This is a genomic window from Anaeromicropila populeti, assembly GCF_900112775.1.
Classification (GTDB): Bacteria; Bacillota; Clostridia; order Lachnospirales; family Lachnospiraceae; genus Anaeromicropila_A; species Anaeromicropila_A populeti.
Genome location: NZ_FOYZ01000007.1, coordinates 72,589 through 94,452, shown reverse-complemented (window position 1 = coordinate 94,452; position 21,864 = coordinate 72,589). Strand labels below are relative to the sequence as shown.

Annotated in this window: 11 protein-coding genes and 1 tRNA gene; 10 read left to right on the top strand and 2 right to left on the bottom strand. The window is 39.4% G+C overall.

Annotation, left to right across the window (positions count from 1 at the left end; all coding sequences use genetic code 11):
- The first annotated feature begins 24 nt into the window (after positions 1-24).
- Both BM305_RS10145 and BM305_RS10140 read left to right on the top strand, forming a co-directional pair.
- Positions 25-109, top strand: a tRNA-Leu gene (locus BM305_RS10145).
- Between the two features lie 305 nt (positions 110-414).
- A complete protein-coding gene (locus tag BM305_RS10140) occupies positions 415-870 on the top strand; it encodes a GNAT family N-acetyltransferase (RefSeq protein WP_092560593.1) in 456 nt (151 codons plus the stop codon).
- 248 nt (positions 871-1,118) lie between these two features.
- Here BM305_RS10140 and BM305_RS19100 read toward each other — a convergent pair whose 3' ends face one another.
- Both BM305_RS19100 and BM305_RS19095 read right to left on the bottom strand, forming a co-directional pair.
- Positions 1,119-1,268 carry a hypothetical protein gene (locus BM305_RS19100; protein WP_177214676.1) on the bottom strand — a complete coding sequence of 50 codons (150 nt, stop codon included), beginning with the start codon at positions 1,266-1,268 and terminating at the stop codon, positions 1,119-1,121.
- A gap of 85 nt (positions 1,269-1,353) precedes the next feature.
- Positions 1,354-1,524 carry a DUF6774 domain-containing protein gene (locus BM305_RS19095; RefSeq protein ID WP_177214675.1) on the bottom strand — a complete coding sequence of 57 codons (171 nt, stop codon included), beginning with the start codon at positions 1,522-1,524 and terminating at the stop codon, positions 1,354-1,356.
- 159 nt (positions 1,525-1,683) lie between these two features.
- On the opposite strand from BM305_RS19095, the gene BM305_RS10135 reads away from it, so the two are divergent.
- The 8 genes from BM305_RS10135 (at position 1,684) to BM305_RS10105 (ending at position 21,839) form a co-directional block, all read left to right on the top strand.
- Positions 1,684-2,061 (top strand): hypothetical protein, encoded by a 378-nt coding sequence (locus tag BM305_RS10135; RefSeq protein WP_092560592.1) that lies wholly within the window; start codon positions 1,684-1,686, stop codon positions 2,059-2,061.
- 28 nt (positions 2,062-2,089) lie between these two features.
- A complete protein-coding gene (locus BM305_RS10130; protein WP_092560591.1) occupies positions 2,090-4,975 on the top strand; it encodes a flagellin N-terminal helical domain-containing protein in 2,886 nt (961 codons plus the stop codon).
- A 228-nt stretch (positions 4,976-5,203) separates the two neighbouring features.
- Positions 5,204-5,374 (top strand): hypothetical protein, encoded by a 171-nt coding sequence (locus tag BM305_RS19090; protein WP_177214674.1) that lies wholly within the window; start codon positions 5,204-5,206, stop codon positions 5,372-5,374.
- A 17-nt stretch (positions 5,375-5,391) separates the two neighbouring features.
- Positions 5,392-13,170: a non-ribosomal peptide synthetase gene (locus tag BM305_RS10125; protein WP_092560590.1), complete on the top strand. Its 7,779-nt coding sequence runs from the start codon at positions 5,392-5,394 to the stop codon at positions 13,168-13,170.
- Positions 13,167-18,677, top strand: coding sequence for a non-ribosomal peptide synthetase (locus BM305_RS10120; protein ID WP_092560589.1), 5,511 nt, complete (start codon positions 13,167-13,169; stop codon positions 18,675-18,677). Before BM305_RS10125 ends, BM305_RS10120 begins: the two co-directional genes overlap by 4 nt.
- On the top strand, positions 18,674-19,627 hold the full coding sequence (locus BM305_RS10115; protein ID WP_092560588.1) for a thioesterase domain-containing protein: 954 nt from the start codon (positions 18,674-18,676) through the stop codon (positions 19,625-19,627). The genes BM305_RS10120 and BM305_RS10115 overlap by 4 nt, the downstream gene beginning before the upstream one ends.
- On the top strand, positions 19,624-20,748 hold the full coding sequence (locus BM305_RS10110) for a saccharopine dehydrogenase NADP-binding domain-containing protein (protein WP_092560587.1): 1,125 nt from the start codon (positions 19,624-19,626) through the stop codon (positions 20,746-20,748). The genes BM305_RS10115 and BM305_RS10110 overlap by 4 nt, the downstream gene beginning before the upstream one ends.
- Entirely contained in the window at positions 20,745-21,839 is a 1,095-nt protein-coding gene (locus BM305_RS10105) for a Gfo/Idh/MocA family oxidoreductase (protein ID WP_092560586.1), read from the top strand. The genes BM305_RS10110 and BM305_RS10105 overlap by 4 nt, the downstream gene beginning before the upstream one ends.
- Positions 21,840-21,864: the final 25 nt, after the last annotated feature.

The following is a 21,864-nucleotide window of genomic DNA, read 5'->3' as shown; positions in this document are numbered from 1 at the left end:
AGCATGATATTTCTTATTAAGTGAGCAGTCGTGGCGGAATTGGCATACGCGCTAGACTAAGGATCTAGTCTGGGTTAACTGGGTACGGGTTCAAGTCCCGTCGACTGCATGATATGGGAAAAAGGAATCAAACTCTCGGGGTTGGTTCTTTTTTTATGTGATAGTCGGCAAAAGCTATACGGTGCATGCTCTAACAGAATAATGTTTATTTTTGATTTTATAAGCTTGCGGTAAAAATTCATTCCTACAAGACAAATTTCTTTTCTGTTTTTTCGGTATTTTAAAGGATGTATTCCGTAAAGAGATGAAAAAGCTCTTGTAAAAACTTCATGTGATTCAAAGTTAGCATCCATTATCAGACTATAAATTTTATAGATGAGTTAATAAAAAACTAAACTTATCGGGAGGAATATTATGAGTATATACTTTGAATTGGCAAATGAAAATGATACGAATAAAATTATCAATGTTCAAAATCAGAGCTTCTATGACGATTATATCAAGTATGGAGAATGTCCAGCGTATAATGAAACAGAACAGGCTATGTTAAATCATATTCAAGAAGCAAGAGTATATAAAATACTTCGGGACAAAGAAATAATTGGAGACATTATTATTAGAAAAAGAGAGAACAACAACTTTTATCTTAGGGTATTAAGTGTTATTCCTGAATTCCAAAATTTAGGAGTCGGGCAAATGGCTTTAAAGTTTATTGAAAATGAATTTCCAGAAGCGTCTGAGTGGGAATTAATAACTCCATTCAAAAGTTATCGAAATCATCATTTCTATGAGAAAATGGGCTATGTAAAGATAGAAGAATATAGGCATTCAGATATTTTGACAATGTATAGATATAAGAAAAAGTGTTAAATCAAATAGGTATGTATTAATAGGAAGAAACTACAGTCTTAGGAGAATGCCCGTTTACTAATGCTGTGTGTCTTTTCTGTGGACGTAAAAAGCACCCTAAAAAACAGGGTGCAGGATGATGCGCACTTTTGGGGAAGAAATATTGTGGCTAATGGACAGCCACACACCCAAGGCGCTGCAAAGTATGTGTTCCATATAGTTGATTAAAATCACGAGAGTGTGTGGAATACACACTGTGTTTGAATTCTTTATTTAAATTTATGACCAGTGGAAGAAGAAGTATCACCACTTACAGAATTATTTGTAGAAGTATTCTTTTCAGTATTATTAATGACAGAATTTCCATTGCCCTTTCCTGAATTATTCTTATTCCCTGTGCTTGTTTGTTTTTTACTCATAATTGGCCTCCTTGTACAAAAATATTTTTACAAAGGTATTGTTAATAGAATTGACTAGAAGTATTCTTTGAATCAGATGCAGAAATTAAATTTCTGCATCTGATTCACAAATTTCTTTCTGTGTCAGTATTGTTGCCAGAGTATCGCCAAGCTGGGTTATTGCAGCAGCCAGAATAGCAACTTCTTCTTCGGTATAGCATTTTGAAATAGCGCAGGCAAGTGCTGTAATAAAAGTAACAAGTTCACATGAATTCATATCTAGCCACCTCCTTATAATACTATGAGAGTTGTTTGGAATTAAGTATATAAAGTTGTTACAGTTTTAATAAAAGAATATAGTAGCGGTATAAGATTTATAGAATAATAAGTCGATATATAAAGATAGAATCCAGATTGCAGGAAGAGAGGTAAAGAGATGGGTGAAATGTACAATGCAAATTGTTCTTGTGGGTTGGATATGACCTTTTCCATAGGAGAAGGACTAAATGCACATAATCGAAACTTTATTAATAAGTTGTTGAAAAAACAGGATGTCGAAACATTTAATGAGGCGTATGAAAGTGGTTTTGTAAAGCTTTTTAAAGTAGAAAATGTGCCATATTTGTGTGAAGACTGCAAGCGTTTTGGGACTACTTTTCGATTTACCTATGAATTACATTCAGGAGAAACAATTCAGCTTGTCGGAAAATGCAGCATGTGTAATAAGCCAGTTCGGATTTTAACAAAAGATACCATGCTTTGTCCACGTTGTGGACAAAAAATAAATATGGAGGAAGTTGGTCATTGGGACTAACTTATATACACATGGAGGTGTAAAATAAGTGGTTATTCAACATAATTTATCGGCAATGAATAGTGGCAGGCAAGTAGGGATAACAGCTGGCCAGCAACAGAAGTGTATTAGTAAATTGTCATCAGGTTATCGGATTAATCAAGCAGCGGATAATGCAGCAGGTTTATCCATATCTGAAAAGATGCGCGCCCAGATTCGGGGGCTGGATCGGGCATCCCAGAATATGCAAGACAGCATATCACTAATACAGACAGCGGAAGGTGCTTTGTCAGAGGTACAGAGCGTAGTACAAAGAATTCGGGAATTATCAGTACAGGCCTCTAATGATACAAACGTAACGGCAGACAGAACATCTATTCAAGATGAAATAACAGAACTTGTCGGCGAAGTAACTAGAATTTCAGAGCAGACAGAATTTAATGGAATGAAGCTTTTAAATGGCAATTTAGAAGCGAGTACGACTGCTGCTACCCCATTGGTTTCTTTGGCAAATCATCCTGAAGCATATAATTTGACACTGGCAGAAGCAGTGGATTCCATTGGAGAAAATGAAGTAGGACTGATTTTTACAGAGGAAAGCGATTATGTTACAACCCAGACCAATGCTGGAAGTAGTACATCAACAGCATATGGAACGGATATTATGGATACCTTGGAAACAGAAATTGTGCCACAGGCAGTACAGTCTCTTCTGGATACCTATTCAGGTGCACTGGGCTATTTAGCAGGGTCATCTGTTGGAATTGGATTAAAGCTGTATTCAGATACTACATCGACGTTAGCATACGTTTCTTGTGGAGCAACTGTAGGTGGTTCTGGTTCTACTTTATCATTTACATTAGCGGTAAATGTAAATTCGTTGAATTTTACTGCTGGGGAGTTAACAGATGACAGCAGAGAAGATCTGGAAGCTACCATTGCACATGAAATGGTACATGCATTCATGGATGAATCGGTGACAGCAGGTATGTTGGGGTATAATGGAAGTACATTTGTAACTGCATATCCAACATGGTTTAAGGAAGGTATGGCTCAGACAGCCTCAGGAGGTTCAGACTGGGTTAAATATGGATTAGGTATTACCGCTGCGGCTACAGATGCACAAATTCAGTCTGCATTCAGTGGGTTAACCACTAATACAAACGAAGCCAATTATGCAACAGGATATCTAGCGTGTATGTATCTGGGATATTTGGCAGGGGGAGGCGGAACCGTAAATGCTTCTACCATTGCAGCAGGTGATGATAAAATATTGCAATCCCTAGTGAGTGGTAAGTCATTGGATCAGACCATTGCGGATTATACCAAGTATTCAGGGTATACAGACTTTACAACAAATCTGCAAAATGATACGGAAGCGTACGATTTTGTCAGAAATTTAATGTCAGCAATAGGGACAGGCAGAGGCAGTATTATTACAGGAAATCTGGCAGAAACCAATATACTGGCAGATGCTTCAATTACAGATTTGGCTTTATTTAAATTGAACACCACTAATGATAGGGTGAAAAACCTATATCCTTCAGAAGTAAATGTGTTTTCAGGAGGTGCTACTACAGCAAGTGGTACAAAAGCAGTTGCCGAGGCGCCAGAAGCACCACCAGTGGGAGGAACCTCTGGACCGTCTAGTACAATAATAAATTTATCGGATTTATCCAATGTGGACTTTGCAAATATAAATGGGATTGAATATGATGCAGGAACCAACACAATTACCATCACAGGAGATGGTACATTTGCATTTACGGGAAGTAATGCGGGAACCAATGTTGTTGTAAATTCTGGCGTAAAGGCAAAGATAAGTGCTGAAAACATACAATGTCAGGAAATTATTTTAAATGCAGGTTCTACACTAACCTTGAGTGGAAATGCAGCAGCCAACCAAATATCTGGGGCAGGAACGCTGGTGAATACGGGAACTGCTAACATGAATATGCAGGGAATTAACGTAGTAAACAGCGGAACTATTACAGGTGATATTAATAGTACGGGAACAAATGGAATCAGTAATACAGGAACTATAAACGGAAATGCAGGCTGCGAAAGTGGCGGGGTGATAGAAAACTGGGGGAAAATCACAGGAACCAGTACGGGGAATGTAAAACATTATGCAAGCAGTTTTACAAGAAATATTATTCCGCCGTCAAAGGTAAGTGTAGGAGAAAACCTACAAGGCGGTGATGCACTTACTTCTACGGTTAGCGTAAATTACAATGGAACCAGCACAACTTTGACAGGTACCTGGGTTGTTACGGATAAGGATGGAAATGTTGTGGCAGATCCAGCCAGTATAACGATGCAGGAAGGAGACTCTTATTCCTATGCGTTAACATTTGATGGTTCTCCCTATGATATTTGTTTTGAAGCAAATACAAAGTCAGCACTAACGGAAGTTAGTATGGCACAGACACCAGATGGCGGGACGATTTCAGGCACAGGAGGGCAGCTTACTTATATTTATACGGTGTCACCTAATACAGTATCTGGCGGTCCCACAGCAGGAGGCGGAAGTGCAGCACAGGGAGGACTGAATTTGCAGATAGGTGCAAATCAGGGGCAGACAATGAACCTGAGCATTGAGGGCATGTCCTCCGCAGACTTGGGGCTGGATAAGGTTAAGACAGATACATTTCAAAATGCTCAGACCTCTATTACCCTTTGTGACAATGCAAATAAAAAGGTTTCCGAGGTGCGTTCCAGACTGGGGGCATATCAGAACCGGCTGGAACATGCGATTTCCAATACCGATAATACACATGAGAACCTTCAGGCGGCAGAAAGCAGAATACGGGATTTGGATATAGAACATGAAATGGTGCAGTATTCAATAAAGAGTATTTTACTTCAAAGTGGGCAAAGTATGCTTGCCCAGGCAAATCAGCAGGCAAACAGCATATTAAGTATATTACAATAAAATGAGAATGCCAGTTCAACGAGGACTGGCATTTTGCTGTATTCTTTCAATTCAAACTTTTAATTTGTTTTTCTAAAGGACATTCAAACAAGAATATTTCTCAATAAAAGTTACTGGTATTTTCTATCATGTATTCCATTGATTTAACTAAAATAAAAATGCAATAATATACAGTATAGAGTTAGCTGCAACTAACTAGTTGCAGTATTTTGAAAGGAGTTTGTAAAATTGGAATTTTCAGAAAATAATAAATCCAGTATGTGGATAATGGGAAAAGAAAAAGAGTACGCTAATGTTAATCTTATTTGTTTTCCTTTTTCAGGAGGGCATTTTTTTATAAAGGAGCAGGAAAAATTTGTTTTACAGGAAGTTTTACATATTTTATCAGAGTACAACTAGAAAAGAAAGGAATAAAAATGAATAGCAAAAATAAGGATGTAGTGTTTGAATATGAGCAAATAAAGGAGCAGATTAAGAGTGCACTATCGGTTTCAAGGGAATTTGCCGATAATCAAAATTTGCTTGAGCTGGGACTAAATTCGTTGCAGATCATGCGACTGGTAAGTAAGTGGAGAAAGGCAGGAGCAAAGGTTACATTTGCCCAGCTCATTGAAATGCCAACATTAGAAAACTGGTGCAGGCTAATAAATGAAAATCTCAGTAAAACATCGAAGGTTAAGAAGCCAGAACAAGAAAAGGAAGAGGATGAATACAAGCCATTTCCGTTAACAGATGTACAATATGCTTACTGGGTAGGAAGGAGAGACGATCAACCACTAGGTGGTGGTGGCTGCCATGCATATATTGAGTTTGATGGGGTAAAAGTAGAACCAGAAAAGTTAAAAGAGGCATGGAATCTATTGAGAAAGCATCATAAAATGTTGAGAATGAAGGTTCTTGAGGATGGACAGCAGGAAATTATGGAACAGACTTACTCAGAAGATATCAAGATCCATAATTTAAAAAATAAGAAAAAGGATGAGTTAGAAAAAGAATTAACGGACATACGAGAAAGCCTGTCACATAGACGTTTACAGGTGGAAATTGGCCAAGTGGCTGGGCTTGCGCTTAGTCTGCTTCCAGAAGAAAAAACAAGAATACACTTTGATATTGATTTGTTAGTGGCAGATGTGCAGAGCTTTCAAATTGTACTAAGGGATTTGACATCTGTATATGCAGGAAAGGAACTGTCGGAAGAATCAAAAAACTGGAACTTTGCAGAGTATTTGAAAAAACAAAAAGAGGAGGAAAAAGCAATTGTAGAAGGTGCAAAAGAATACTGGAGCAAAAGAATTTCCAGTCTGCCTATGGCACCTGAATTACCATTAAGTAAGCAGCCAGATAAAATAAAACGTCCTGTATTTCATAGAAGAATTACCTATTTAAACAGAGCAGAGTGGGAAGTTTTTCAAAATCATGCAGCAAGACATCAAGTGACGCCAGCAATGGTTTTACTGACCGCATATACTAAAGTATTAGAAAGATGGAGTTCAAATAAGCACTTTTTAATTAATATCCCGTTATTTAACCGGAATACTGATATAAAAGGAATGGAAGACGTAGTGGCGGATTTCACTACTTTGCTGTTACTGGAGGTAGATTGTAGAGAAGACAATACATTTGAGCAGATGTTGTACAAAATAAAGACGCAGTTTTATCAGGATATGGCTCATTCTTCCTATTCGGGGGTGCAGGTTCAGAGAGATATGGCAAAAATCCATGGAGGCCAGCAAAGCTTTGCACCTGTAGTATTTGCTTGTAATCTTGGAATGCCACTGATTAATGAAGAATTCAAAAATGTCTTAGGGAATTTTACCTATATGATTTCCCAGACACCTCAGGTTTGGATTGACTTTCAGACTTATGAAAGTGAAGACGGATTAATGCTTACCTGGGACGTTGTGGAAGAATTATTTCCAGAATATTTAATTGATGACATGTTTTCAGCATTTGAACGGCTGTTGCATTGGCTGGTTCAAGATAAGAGTGATTGGAGCAAGCAATACGATCTGCTTCCAGAGGCACAAAGAATTCGAAAGGAAAGGGAACGAGAAATAACACTGCCTTCCACATTAAGCTGCATTCATGAAGATTTTTTAGAAAATGCCTATAAGTATCCATCTGATGTAGCACTCATTGATAGTAAGGATGGAGCAAAAATATCTTATGGTGATTTGGAAAATAAAGTAAGTTCGTTAGCGGCATTTTTATTGAAACAGAACATTACAAACGGGGAAGCTGTGGCAATCAGCCTTCCAGCAGGGGTTCATCAGATTATTGCAGTACTGGGTACTTTGGCGGTGGGGAATTACTATATTCCAGTTAGTATACAACAGCCTTCTGACCGCAGACAGATAATTCATAATAAATTGAACATTCAATATGTTATTACAGATAGAGAGCATGGGCAAAAAATAGAGTGGCCAGATAATACAACCCTTCTTTATATAGAAGAAGCTCTTACATACAGTAGAACAGAAGAGTACCCAGACGTATCACCATTGTCTACCGCATATATTATATTAACATCAGGTTCCACAGGAGAGCCAAAAGGAGTAGAAATTAGTCATTTTGGGGCATGGAATACAATCAAGGATGTCAACCAGAAGTATCAGGTAAGTCATAAGGATCGTCTGCTAGCCGTATCTTCGTTGGATTTTGACTTATCCGTATATGATGTATTTGGCTGTCTTGGGGCTGGAGGAACACTTGTATTGCTGCCAGAGGAGGAACGAAAAAATGCAGGCTACTGGCTTCAGCAGATAAAGAAATATGAAGTTACTATATGGAATTCTGTTCCAGTTCTTTTGGACATGCTTCTGATTGCAGCAGAGGGAGAGAAAAACACCAGACTGCCTCTCAAAACAGTGATGTTGTCAGGAGACTGGATTGGACTAGATATACCAGAACGATTGGCAAATCTGACAGATAAGTGCCAGTTGGCTGCAATGGGGGGAGCAACAGAAGCATCTATCTGGTCAAATTATTTTACTGTTACTCTGCCACTTCCAGAAAACTGGGTTTCTATTCCTTATGGCAAACCATTATCCAATCAAGCATACAGGGTGGTGGATGATTTGGGAAGAGATTGTCCAGATTGGGTAAAAGGAGAACTCTGGATAGGTGGTGCTGGTGTGGCAAAAGGATATTTTGGGGACGAAATCCTTACACAACAGCGATTTGTAGTGGAGCATAATATCCGATGGTATAAGACAGGAGATATGGGGAGATTCTGGGCTGACGGTAACATGGAATTTCTTGGACGAAAGGATTATCAAGTAAAAATCAGAGGACACAGAATTGAATTAGGAGAAATCGAAGCAGCCATGAGACAGCATCCAGAGGTGCGTGAGGCGGTTGCAGTAGTGTCGGGAGATGATCAGGAAAATAAATATTTATCTGCATTTTTCGTACCAGAAGAAAAGGTAAACTCCACTTTATTTAAGCAGACAGAGGAAAATTCCGAGGAAACAGACAGAGTATGGGAACTAGTATGTCCAACGGAAGAAAAAATAGAGGAAGTTCTGGCGTGTGAAAAAGTACCAGTCGAGGACGCAGAAGCCTATTATAGCTATGCAGAAAGCATGTGTGTACAGCTTATGCATTCCACATTAATGGAATTAGGTGCCTTTGGCGAATTGGGAGAAATTTTATCAGCAGAAGGTATAGTAAAAAGGTGTGGAATAGACAAAAAATATAGCGGACTGGTGAAGCAGTGGCTGGATAGTCTGGCAAATGCCCAGATTCTTATTCCACAGGGGCAGGGGAAATATAGCTATAATCAGACCGATGAAAACAACGCAAAACAATGGAATAACCAGAGAGGAGAATTGATAACCTATTTTGAAAAAATCAGAGAAAAAAGCTGTGGCTTATTAAGAGGAGAAATTAATCCATTAGGGTTATTTTATGACAGGCATTTAAAAATAGCACCAACAAACCTTTTGGAAATTCTGCCAGGAAGCTTGTATGAAAATAAAATGTTACAGAATATGCTGGCTGCTGCCGTAAAAGCAAAAGGAAAAATCAGAATTCTGGAAATCGGAACGAGAAACAATACGGTTACAAAGTCGCTGTTAAGCTGTCTTCCAAAGGGAGAAATAGAATATACTTACATAGATCATTCTTTGTTTTTTATAGAAGAGGCAAAGGAAGAATTACAGGAATATTCATTTGTTCAGTACAGCTTGCTGGATTTGGAAAAAGACTTACACCAACAGGGCTTTGAACAGAATCAATACGACTGCATTCTTGGAATAAACTCTTTACATAGATGTAAAAACATAAATAAGGCAGTGGAACAGACAGCATCCCTGCTGGCTCCAGAAGGTTTGCTGTTTGTCGCCGAGCTTACGAGAAACAACAGTTTGCAAAAAATTACAGCAGGATTTCTGGAAGAGGAATGGAAGCCACTGTTATCAGAAGCAGACTGGATGGATAAATTAGAAAATGCAGGTTTTACTAATGTGACGGATGTTTTAGCACTTACAGAGAAAGCTGCCGCATACGGAAGACACCTTTTCATAGGACAAATAAAAAAACGATTAGATGTGGTAGAGGCAGAAAGCTTCATATCCTTTTTAAAGAATAAACTGCCAGAATATATGATACCAAAAATATATCATGCTCTAAAGAAAATACCAGTTACTGCAAATGGAAAAGTTGACAGAAAATCTCTTCAGGGCAGTCATAACAATAAGACTACAGTAAGAAGCAGGGTGCTGCCAGAAACGGATATTGAAAAAGCGTTGGCAAGGCAGTGGAAGGAATTGTTCGGAAGAGAAAGCATCGGCTTATACGACAATTATTTTGAACTGGGCGGTGATTCTTTAGTTGCCACAAAACTTCTTACAAGGGTCAGAAATGAATTTCAGGTGGAGATTTCTCTGGGGGCTATTTTTGAAAAACCTACCATAAAAGAATTGGCAGTCATAATTGAGAATGCAAAACTGGAAAAAGAAACTTTAAAGAAAAGAACTGCTAAGTTACCAAAAGTAATTCCAGAACCGCAAAATGAAAATCTTCCATTTCCATTGACAGAGGTTCAGTATGCATACTGGATTGGCAGAAGTGGAGTGTATGACTTGGGAAATGTGTCAACCCACTGTTATTTTGAACTGGACGGAGAAAATCTGGACTTGGATAAATTAAATGAGGCATGGCAAAGACTGATTCTCCACCATGGAATGATGAGAGCCATTATACTGCCAGATGGAACACAGAAGATTCTGAAAGAGGTACCAGAATACCGTATTGAAGTTATGGATATCAGAGGGGAGAAACAAACGGTTACAGAGAAAAGGTTAAAAGAAAAGCGTGAGAAAATGTCTCATCAGATGCTGTCTGCCGGGGAATGGCCGCTATTTGATATAAAGGCTTCCTGCTATGGTGAAAACAAAACCCGTCTGCATATCAGCTTTGACAATCTGGTCTTTGATGGGTGGAGTATGTTCCATGTTTTAAACGAATGGACAAGGCTGTATCGAAATGAACAGGAGGAATTAATTCCGTTGGAGCTGTCTTTTCGGGATTATGTCATTGCCTTAGAAAAAATGAAAGAAAGCAAATGGTATCAACAAGATGAGGAATATTGGTTTAGCAGACTGGATACACTTCCAGCGGCTCCGGAATTACCATTGGCAAAGGAGCCATCTACTCTTCAAAACCAGAAGTTCCACCGCAGAACAGGAAGATTATCAAAAAACCAGTGGGAAAAACTTAAAATGCGTGCCAAAGCCCTCGGAATAACACCATCAGGAATTTTATTGTCAGCCTATGCAGAGGTGCTTGGCATGTGGAGTAAAAATCAGCATTTTACAATTAACCTGACACAATTTACCCGAGTACCATTGCATTCAGAGGTAAATCGTTTGGTTGGAGATTTTACCACATTAACTTTACTAGAAGTTGACCAGAAAAAGGGAGAAACTTTTCAACAGCGTGCCAAGAATATTCAGCATCAGATATGGAGAGATATGGAACATCCGTATGTGGGAGGCGTGCAAATTCAACGGCAATTGGCAAAAAGAGAAAGCACTGGGGCAGGAGTAACAATGCCTGTAGTCTTTACAAGTGGGTTGGGAATTCACCAGTGGAAGGAAAATGCATGGCCTGGAGAACTGGTATACAACATTTCTCAGACACCACAGGTTTGGTTAGATCATCAGGTGATTGAACAAGAAGAAGAGTTGGTATTAATGTGGGATTCGGTAGATGAATTGTTTTATCCTGGAGTATTAGATGAAATGTTTAAAGCGTATAACTGCCTGTTGGAAAAGCTGTCTCAGGAGGAAGATGTATGGAAATCACCACAGTCTTGTCTGATCTCCGCTCCAATAAGCAGGGAGCGTCTGGAAGTAAATGAGACAGGTGAAGAAATCAGCAATGAGACGCTAGATGGGTTATTTTTGAAGGCTGTACGAAAATATCCAGAGAAAGCGGCGGTAATTTGTGGAGAAAGAATCCTAACGTATCAGGAAGTACTGGACAGGGCATATGAGATTAGCAGTCTGTTAAAAGAAAAGGGTGTCAGCCAAAATTCCCTGGTTGCCATCATTATGGAAAAGGGCTGGGAGCAAGTAGTGGCTGCAATGGGAATTTTACTTTCTGGAGCAGCGTATTTACCAGTGGATGCAAGAAATCCACAGGAAAGAAAAACAAAATTATTAGAGGACAGTGGGGCAACGGTTATTTTATCGCAATCCTGGTTAAAAGAAAAGGATGTGTTAGGAGAAGGCTTTTCATATATTTATGTAGATCAGATGGAAGGGGAACCAACAGCCGTACAGGAAATAAGAGCCAGTAATGAACCAGAAAATTTAGCATATGTAATTTATACATCAGGAACTACAGGAATGCCAAAGGGAGTCATGATAAGCCACAGAGGTGCAGTTAATACCATTTTAGATATAAACAGGCGTTTTCTCATAGGCACTGAAGACAGGGCACTGGCATTGTCCAATTTAAATTTTGATCTGTCTGTATATGATGTGTTTGGTATGTTGTCAGCAGGGGCAGCCACTGTAATACCTAAGGAAGAGGAAGTAAAAAATCCAGTATCCTGGAAGCAGTACCTAAGAGAGAAAGGGATTACCATCTGGAATACAGTCCCTGCCTTTATGCAGATTATGACCGATTATCTGATGGACACTGAGGGAATTGAGAAAACAGATTTACGATTAGTGCTATTAAGCGGTGACTGGATACCCGTTGATTTACCAGAGAAAATCAAAACGTATTTTGATAAAGCCAGGGTGATCAGTTTGGGAGGGGCCACGGAGGCTTCTATTTGGTCCAACTATTTTGAAGTTCAGAAAGTAGGCAAGAAATGGATAAGTATTCCGTATGGATATCCACTGACTAACCAGAGGTTTTACATTCTCAATTCACTGATGGAGGATTGTCCTGACTGGGTAACAGGAGAACTTTACATTGGAGGAGCCGGATTGGCAAAAGGATACTGGAAGGATGCTGCTATGACAAATCAAAAATTTGTAATCAGCCCAAAAACAGGTGAGCCGTTATATCGTACGGGAGACTTGGGACGTTACTGGCAAGATGGAACAATAGAGTTTTTAGGAAGAGAGGATTCTCAGGTGAAAATCAGGGGACACCGTATTGAGCTTGGAGAAATTGAAGCAGTCCTGCGTGAGCATCCAGCTATTCAAAATGTAGTCGTTGTTGCTGAACAAGAGAGACTTACTCTGTCCGCTGCTGTTACGATAAAAGATCAAGAATTAAAAGAATCCTTTGCAGATGGAGAGGAACTAAAGCAGTATTTACAAAAGCATCTGCCTGATTATTTTGTACCAGGAAAAATTTGCGTCTGGGATGAAATACCACTAAGTGCTAATGGAAAAATAGATAAAAAACCAGTGATAAAGCTTTTGGCAGAAGAAGAAAAGGAGCATGTAAACTATGTAGGGCCGCAGGATGAGCTGGAAAAAAGCATTGCAGAAATATGGGCAGAGGTTCTAGGTGTAGAAAAGGTGTCCAGGGAAGATGATTTCTTTTTACTGGGAGGCGATAGCCTGAGAGCAATGCGGGTAATTGGACTGCTGGATAGTAAAATGATTTTAAAGGGAAGAATTTCTATAAAGGAATTATTTGAGTACTCCAGATTTTCTGCACTGGCAGAAGAAATTAAAAAAATACAGTGGGAAGAAGATACCGATACAGAGGAGGGAATACTGTGATAATAGAAAAGATAATTGAGAAATATAGTGATTTGGGTGTTCAGTTCTGGAGTGAAAATGGGCAGCTGCGATTTCGGGCACCTGGGGGAGTAATGACCCAGGAGAGAAAGAAGGAACTTGGAGAATACAAGGAAAAGTTAATAGAATATTATGAAAAGCAGAATGCAAAAACCCCAACAGCAGATAAAGAAAATCAATACCAGCCCTTTGAGCTGACAGACATTCAGACTGCTTATTTAGTGGGGCGGAACAGTGTATATGAACATGGTAATGTAGGCTGTCACGCTTATGTGGAACTGACAATGCCTGTAATGGAGAAGGAGCGGCTAGAAACAGCCTGGCATCAGGTAATCAAACGCCATGATATGTTAAGAGCCATTGTAAGAAAAGAGGGGTATCAGCAGGTACTAGAAGAAGTAACTTTGCCTGAACTTGACTATCATGATCTAAAGGGATGTAGTGGAGAGGAAGTAGAAGCAGGAATAGAGGGGGTACGGAATCAACTCTCCCATAAGCAGTATCAGCCCGATCAGTGGCCGCTGTTTGACTTTGTTTTAACTACAACGGATCAAGAAAGTATTCTGCATTTTTCAATTGATATGTTGGTTGCAGATTTTGTCAGTATTAATATTATGTTAAACGAATTGGATCATTTTTATTATGAGCCAGAAACAGAATTACCAGAGCTGGAAATTTCCTTTCGTGATTTCATGCTGTTTCAGGAGGAACTAAAAGCAAGACCTTCTAATAAAATAAAACTAGAAAAGGATAGACAGTATTGGATGGAACGAATAGATCAACTTCCAGAGGGACCAGAACTGCCTGTAATAGAAAAGCCAGACAAAAAAGAGGTGCGATTTGTCCAATATAAAACCTGCCTGGAAAAAGAAAAATGGAGTGTTTTATGTGAGAATGCAAAGAAACTGAAAGTAACTCCTTCTGTTGTGATTTTGGCAGCGTATGCAGAAACAATTGGAAGGTGGTCAAAAATAAGTGAGTTTTCCATGAACTTAACTATCTTAAACCGTCCTGAGTTACATAATCAAATCAATTCTATAATTGGTGATTTTACAATGGTAGATGTGTTGGAAATTTCACCTGAAAAAGGCCAAACCTTTATCCAACAGGTAAAGGCAATACAAGAGCGATTGTGGAGTGATTTGGAGCATAGAGAGTTTTCTGGTATAGAGCTTCTTCGAGAAATGACTAGGCAGCGAAATAAAAATATCATAATTCCTGTTGTATATACAAGTACAATTGGTGTAAACGATAAGAATAAAAAGTATATGAGGGATGCAGAGCTTACTTATAAAATAAGCCAGACACCCCAAGTGTGGATTGATTGTCAAGCACTGGAGCAGGATGGAAGTTTACTGGTTAACTGGGATGTGAGGGAAGGAGTTTTTCCAGATGGAATGATAGAAGCAGCTTTTTCAGCTTTTGCAAAGGCTATTGAGGAGCTTGCATCAAACCAGGCATTATGGGAAAACAGATATGTGGTAGAGCTTCCAGAGCAGGTTCTTAAAATCAGAAAACAGGTAAATGATACAGCATGTCCCCTTTCAAAGGGATTGCTTCAGGATGGTTTCTTAAATCAGCTCAGACAACATCCTAACGCATATGCACTGATTAGTAAAGAGAACTCTTATACGTATAGAGAACTTGGAGATTATGCAGGAACGATTCAAAAGGCGCTATATAAGGCAGGGTGTCAAAAAGGTGATGTTACAGCAGTGATTCTGGAAAAGGGTGTATGGCAGATAGGAGCCATTTTGGGAATTCTGGTGGCAGGAGGAGTCTATCTTCCCATTGACGTATCACAGCCACGGGAGAGAACCCAGGGGATTATAAAGGAGTCTGGGGCGAAGTATGTGATAACAAATAAAGAGAGAGAAGGTGGTGTAACAGATACAGCAAGCTACATTTATGTGGAGCAGCTAGAGAAAAAAGAGGGAATAGAGTGGAATCGAGAAAAGACAGAACGATCAGAACCCGCATATGTAATTTATACATCAGGAAGCACAGGAAAACCTAAGGGAGTAGTCATTTCTCATGGGGCAGCATGGAATACAATAGAAGATATCAATCAGAAATTTCATATTAAAGAAAAAGATAAGGTGTTTGGATTGGCAAGCTGTGCATTTGATTTATCGGTCTATGATATTTTCGGTACGTTTCTGGCAGGTGCCACACTGGTGCTGCCAGATGAAGAACTTCGGAGAGTGCCAGGGCACTGGCTGGAACTGGTGTTAAAACATCAAGTCACTGTCTGGAATTCAGTTCCAGTTCAGATGCAGATGCTTATCAATTGTATGGAGGATAAGGCAGTAGAAAAAAAGCTTCCTTTCAAAGTGATTCTGCTTTCAGGAGACTGGATACCAGTTCCATTAGCAAGGACAATCCGAGAAAAGTATCCCGATACAGTTTTGATTAGTTTAGGAGGTGCAACGGAAGCCGCTATTTGGTCAATTTATCATAGCGTAGACAAAGTATCGGATAACGACAAAAGTATACCGTATGGGAAGCCAATAGCGAATCAACAGTTTTATATTTTAAATGAGCAGGGAAAATCTTGCCCAGACTGGGTCACTGGACACCTGTATATTGGAGGTGAGGGACTGGCATTAGGATATTTGCATGATGAGGATTTGACCAACTCTAAATTTATATATCATCCAGACACAAAGGAAAGGTTATACGATACAGGAGATATGGGACGATACTGGCCAGATGGAACAATTGAATTCTTAGGACGAGAGGATACACAGGTAAAAATACGGGGGCATCGAATCGAGATTAGTGAGATTGAAAGTGTATTGCAGAATCACCCAGATGTATCTATGGCAGCAGTTATGAAATATGGAAGTAGTCCTTTGGATTATAAGCTGGCTGGTTTTGTGCAGACCCAGAATCAACAGGAGCCAGATTATTATAGAGTAAATGATCAGGAGATTGTTCAGGTATGTAATCAGGCAATAGAAGAAAAGACAGCAAAAATAGAACCGTTTTTGCTAACAGAGTGGTTTCGTCTGGCAGACCAGACTACACTTTTAGATATCATGAGTACATTTTATGAAGCAGGACTTTTCACAAGCAGTACGGATCAGCATAGTGTATCAGAAATAATTAATACCATGCATATTATTCCTAAATATCATCAGCTTTTAAAAAGATGGTTAAAAGCACTTTGTGAAGATGGTTTTTTGAAAAAAGATGCAGCAACAGATTACTATGCTCTAGTGAGCCAGCCATATACAAAGGAACAGGCATTGGAAAGCCAGAGGGAATGGAGAAAGGTAGAAGATAAGCTGCAATATGGAGAAACATTGTTTCATTATATGAGGCAGTCCAGTGATCTATTGCCAGAGTTGCTAAATGGAGAGAAGGATCCTTTGGATTTGTTCTTCCCAAAAGGAAAGCTGGATGTAGCATTAGCCGCCTATCAAAATAATTTGGTCAATCATTGTTTAAATACGGTTGTTAAGGAAGGTCTTTTATGTTTTGTCAGACAGCAGCAGAAAGCAAAGGAAGACGGCCACCCAGTCAGAATATTAGAGGTGGGTGCTGGAGTAGGTGGAACCAGTGCAGAATTAATTCCGGCACTTGATAACAGTAAGGTAGAATATCATTTTACAGATATCTCAACCTTCTTCTTAAATGAAGCCAGAAACCGCTACGAAAAGTATCCGTGGGTAAGCTATGGTTTATATGACATTAATGAGGATAACTGGAAACAAGGTTTTACGTCCTCGTCCTGGGATGTGATTATTTGCGCCAATGTTCTGCATAATTCAAAAAATGCGCCTTCTGTACTGGAATCCTTAAAGGAACTGGTTGTACCAGGGGGAATGCTAATGATGATTGAAGCAACAGGAGACAATCATGCACTGTTAACCTCTATGGAGTTTAAAGATGGACTGCATGGCTTTACGGATTTGAGAGCAGGCAGTGATCAGGTGTTTATGGGAAGAGAACAGTGGGGCAGAATGTTTGCAGATGCGGGCATGGACTTGATTTATAGCTATCCTTGCCACAATGATAGTTTGGAGGCAGCAGGACAGGCTGTTTATATCAATAGATTAAATAAGGAAAAAGTGTCCTTAGAAGCAGATACACTAAAAACCTATCTTCAGTCTAAACTGCCCGAATATATGATTCCTGGAAGAATAGAAATTCTTTCAAAGCTTCCGCTAACTGAAAACGGAAAGGTGGACAGAAAAAGACTGCAAGAACGATTGGATAACACTCTTACGGATACCGTTATTTTGTCAGAACCGCCTAAGGATCAGCTGGAAGAAAGGATTGCAGACATCTGGTCAGAAATTCTGAATTTTAAAACGATAAATCGTAATGACAACTTTTTTGAAATTGGTGGAGACTCTCTATTAGTTGCACAGGTAGTTGCTAAAATGCAGAAAACATTAGAAGAGGCAAAATCAATGCTATGGGATAAGCTGATGCTGGAAATGCTGAAAACACCAACAGTTGCTGAAATTGCTGAAAAATTCAGGAATGGGAATACGGAAATTGAGGATACAGAGAAAAGTAAGGCGGAGAGAAAAAATCCACTTGTTATTTTCGCAGAGGGAAATACAGAGAAAAATGCTATGAAGGTTCTATTTCCAGGGGGAATTGGAACGCTTACTCAGTTTAATAACATTTTACCATACCTGTTAAATGATCCAGATAGAACAGAAACCATTGGAGGCTTTCAAATCGTGGAAGAGGAACAATGTTTAGAGGTGCCTTCTGAAACCTTTATTAGAAGTCTGGGACAGCAGTATGCGGAAATTCTTTTAGAAAAGAAAGCATCTTCTTATGAATTAATAGGATATTGTTTTGGGGGATTAGTAGCAGTGGAAACGGCTAGAAATTTACTAGAAGCAGGTGCTGAGGTAAAACAGGTTATTACAATTGATACCCTTCCCAACGAAACAATGCTGGATAGTGAAGTGCTAATGGAAAAATCCTTTAGCCAGTTTATTGGAGCAGATGCTTACCAAGCAGGACATGTAATAGAGGATAAACTGTTAAAGGAGGCGTTAGAGGAAATATCAGCAAAGCAAAAAGGATGGATTTCAACAGAAGCCATATGTTCTTTGACAGGCAGTTTGAAACCGGTAGCAGACTGTTATCAAAAGCTTTCTGAAAAGGAACACGAGGAACGGTTACAGGAGCTTGTGAAAACGGTAGATAAAATAAATGGAAAGGTATCCGAAACGGAGCTGAAAAACTTCGAGTTGCTGTATGATGTATTTCGCCATATATCAAAGGCAGTGTGGGAGTATACACCAGAGCCATTTGCAGGAGATGTCACAATCTTAAGCTGTAAGGACAGAGAAACGTCCTTCTTGCCTGAAATGAAAGAAAGAAGTGAAGATTTTCTGGGAAAAATGATTTTGGGAGATTTTAAGGTGATTGAAATTGAGGGAAATCACGCAACTTGTATTATGCCGCCTAATGTGGAAGGGTTGGTACAAATTTTAATGGGAGGAAAAGCGATATGAAGAAGGAGTCCTTTGTAGTTTTAGCAGAGGGAAAAAATTCATCTGAAAAAATGCAGGTGCTTTTTCCAGGAGGAATCGGTACATTGACTCAGTTTCAGCCACTACTTTCGATTTTGGAAAATCGTTTTGGCAGAGAGGAAGCAATAGCAGGCTTTCAAATAACAGATTACCCTGCATTTCTGGAGGAACCAGCAGAGCAGCTGATTGCAAATCTAGGACAAAAGTATGCAAAAGTGTTGCTTGAGAAGGAAGCCACATCTTATGAGTTAATTGGATATTGTTTTGGTGGTCTGGCAGCTATGGAGTGTGCCAGAAGACTAAAGGATGCAGGTAAAATGGTCAAACAAGTCATTACAATTGATACACTTCCAAATGAAACAATGCTAGACAGTGATTTGTTAATGGAACGTTCCCTTGGGCTTTTTCTAGGGTCAGATGCATACCAAGCTGGTCATACCGTTGGAGAGGAATTATTACGAGAAGCATTAGTGGATTTATCAGAGAAAAATCATGGCTTTATTACAACAGAAGCATTATGTGCTTTGAGAGAACCATTTGAGGAGGTTTCTGCCTGTTACAGAAAACTGGCAGAAAAATCACACGAAGAACGGTTAAAAGGATTAATGTTGACAGCTGCCACTTCTACAGGAAAAATTTCGGAGGAGGAATTACAGCAGATGGAACTAATGTTTCGGATTTTCAAGCATACAGCAAGAGCAGTATGGGAATATCAGCCTTGTGTTTACAATGGCGACGCATTGGTATTAAGCTGTGCAGATAAAACAACTTCTTTTTTGCCACCTATGAAAATAACAACAGAAGCATACATACGAAGTATGACAACAAGTAACTTTGTTGTTAGGACAGTGGAAGGAAATCATGGAACCTGTGTGATTCCGCCATATGTAAGTTCCCTGGCAGATGCTATTATGGGAGGAAGTAAGTTATGAGCAGTCCAGTAGTAGGCGTAGTAGGCTGTGGTGGTGCTGTAGGAAGACTTGTTTGTGAAAAGCTAAGTAAATCCTATTTTGTTCGGGGAGGGCAAAGAAGAAAGCTGGATGCAGTTGGCAAACATATTTCCTATGTGCAGGTTGATTTGTATGACAAAGAGTCGTTGAAAGCATTTTGCAAGGGATGTACTGTAATTGTAAATTGTGCAGGTCCCACCTATATGATAGGAGGTCTTGTGGCAGCAGTAGCCCAGAAGGCAGGAGCTGGTTATGTAGATGCCTTTGGTGCAGACTTTCTAGAAGCACAGCTCAAGCAGATGGAAATAGATGATAAGGGAAAATTTATTATTTCAGCGGGAAGTCTTCCAGGACTTTCCGGCCTGCTTCCTATTTGGCTGTCCAAACAAGGGTTTGATGCGGTGGAGAGTATGAGGGCATACTCGGGGGGAAGAGAGGCAGGAAGTAAAAATGGATGTGCGGATATCATTCTCAGCTCAATTGGAGGCTTTGGAATTCCAGATGCTTACTGGAATCAGGGACAAATTGTACGGGAAAAGATGGATAGAAACGAAAAAGAGTTTATACCAGGTTTTCCTGAAACGGTTTACAAACAAAGGTATTTTACACAGGAAATTACTCGGGTGGCTCATAGATTAGGGTTGAAAGAAGCCCAGTGGTTCAATGTAATGACAGATAAATGGATCAATGAGCTGATTTTGAAGGCGTGTGCCAGTCAAATGGTGGATTATTCAGAGTACAATCTGGAAAAAAGTGTTCAAGAAATAAATGAGGCAGCCGAAAAAGCGATAAAGGGAAAAGCAACATGGTACTCCATCATGATTGAAATGTATGGAACAGTAAATGGAAGGCAGATTGGAAAGCGGGTTGTAGTCCGAAGCAAGGATAGTATAGGAATTAGTGCTATGGTTGCAGTTTGTGCAGCAGAGGCTCTTGTTAAAAATGCTCTGGAAAATGGAACGCTCTGGGCATTTGAAATGTTAAATCCAGTTGAAGTGGTGAAAAGATTACAAGAGGAAAAGGTAATAACCAGTTTGGAGCTGATGGACATACCATTTGATGCAGAAAGTATGGAGGAAGCAGCAGAGGAAGGGGTATTATGATAAGAAACGAAAAACCATTAAGAGTCATTGTATGTGGAACTCAGTTTGGCAGGGTATATTTAAAAGGACTGGAAAGGCTAAAGGGCAAATATAAATTAGTTGGAATTTTTTCCAGAGGCAGTCAACAGGCAGTCAATTGTGCAAAACAATATAACGTTCCTCTGTTTACAGACATCAGCCAAATAACAAAAGAAGAAGTGGATATTGCTTGTGTGGTTATTCGTTCTACAGTTGTAGGAGGACAAGGTACAAAAATTGCCTCTCAACTTTTAGCAAAAGGAATTCATGTGATACAAGAGCATCCTGTACATTATAATGATTTAGTAAATTGTCTGAAAATTGCCAGAGAGTCTGGGTGTCACTATAAAATTAATACTTTTTATAAAGATATTGAGACAGGTCGCAATTTTATTTTGGCGGCCCGCAAAATTCTGGCGAAAAGCAAGCCTCTCTATATTGATGCGGCATGTAGTGTGCATGTACTGTTTCCGTTAATTGATATACTAGGCTTGGCAGTAGGTGGATTCCGTCCATGGTCTTTTCAAAAAGCAAGCATTTATTCGGAGGAGGATATGTTTTGCTCCTTGACAGGAAAAATAAAAGGGATTTCCACCAGCCTGCGGGTATTAAATCAAATTAATACAGAAGAGCCTGATAACAACACACATTTTCTGCACCGCATTATATTGGGAACAGATGCAGGAAGTCTTATGATGACAGATTCCCATGGTTCTGTAATCTGGAATCTTCGTATGCATGTTCCTCATAGTGCAGATGGAACACTGGATTTGTACGGGGAGGGTCGTATTTTGGACATTCCAGTGGCAGAATCGGTTATGCCTGTGAAGGAACTGACCTACCGTGATGTGTTTCAAACTGTTTGGGCAGAAGGTATTGAACATTCTTTACATGATTTTGGAGTGAAAATTGTCGAGAATCAAAAGGATAGTGCCTTGGCCCAGCATCAGCTTACGGCGTGCCAGGTATGGGGAGACATTGGTGAATTAATTGGATCGGCTCGTTCGGTAACGGAAAAGTACGTCATGCCTAGAAGGTTAAAGGAGTATGATAATGATATTGTTCCGAAATAATTGTTATTATTCCGATAAAGTGGTA

Excerpts from the sequence above, each read along its gene's own strand:
- BM305_RS10135 (WP_092560592.1), top strand. The coding sequence starts at position 1,684 with ATGGGTGAAATGTACAATGCAAATTGTTCTTGTGGGTTGGATATGACC.
- BM305_RS19095 (WP_177214675.1), bottom strand. The coding sequence starts at position 1,524 with ATGAATTCATGTGAACTTGTTACTTTTATTACAGCACTTGCCTGCGCT.
- BM305_RS10140 (WP_092560593.1), top strand. The coding sequence starts at position 415 with ATGAGTATATACTTTGAATTGGCAAATGAAAATGATACGAATAAAATT.
- BM305_RS10110 (WP_092560587.1), top strand. The coding sequence starts at position 19,624 with ATGAGCAGTCCAGTAGTAGGCGTAGTAGGCTGTGGTGGTGCTGTAGGA.
- BM305_RS10105 (WP_092560586.1), top strand. The coding sequence starts at position 20,745 with ATGATAAGAAACGAAAAACCATTAAGAGTCATTGTATGTGGAACTCAG.
- BM305_RS19100 (WP_177214676.1), bottom strand. The coding sequence starts at position 1,268 with ATGAGTAAAAAACAAACAAGCACAGGGAATAAGAATAATTCAGGAAAG.
- BM305_RS10115 (WP_092560588.1), top strand. The coding sequence starts at position 18,674 with ATGAAGAAGGAGTCCTTTGTAGTTTTAGCAGAGGGAAAAAATTCATCT.
- BM305_RS10125 (WP_092560590.1), top strand. The coding sequence starts at position 5,392 with ATGAATAGCAAAAATAAGGATGTAGTGTTTGAATATGAGCAAATAAAG.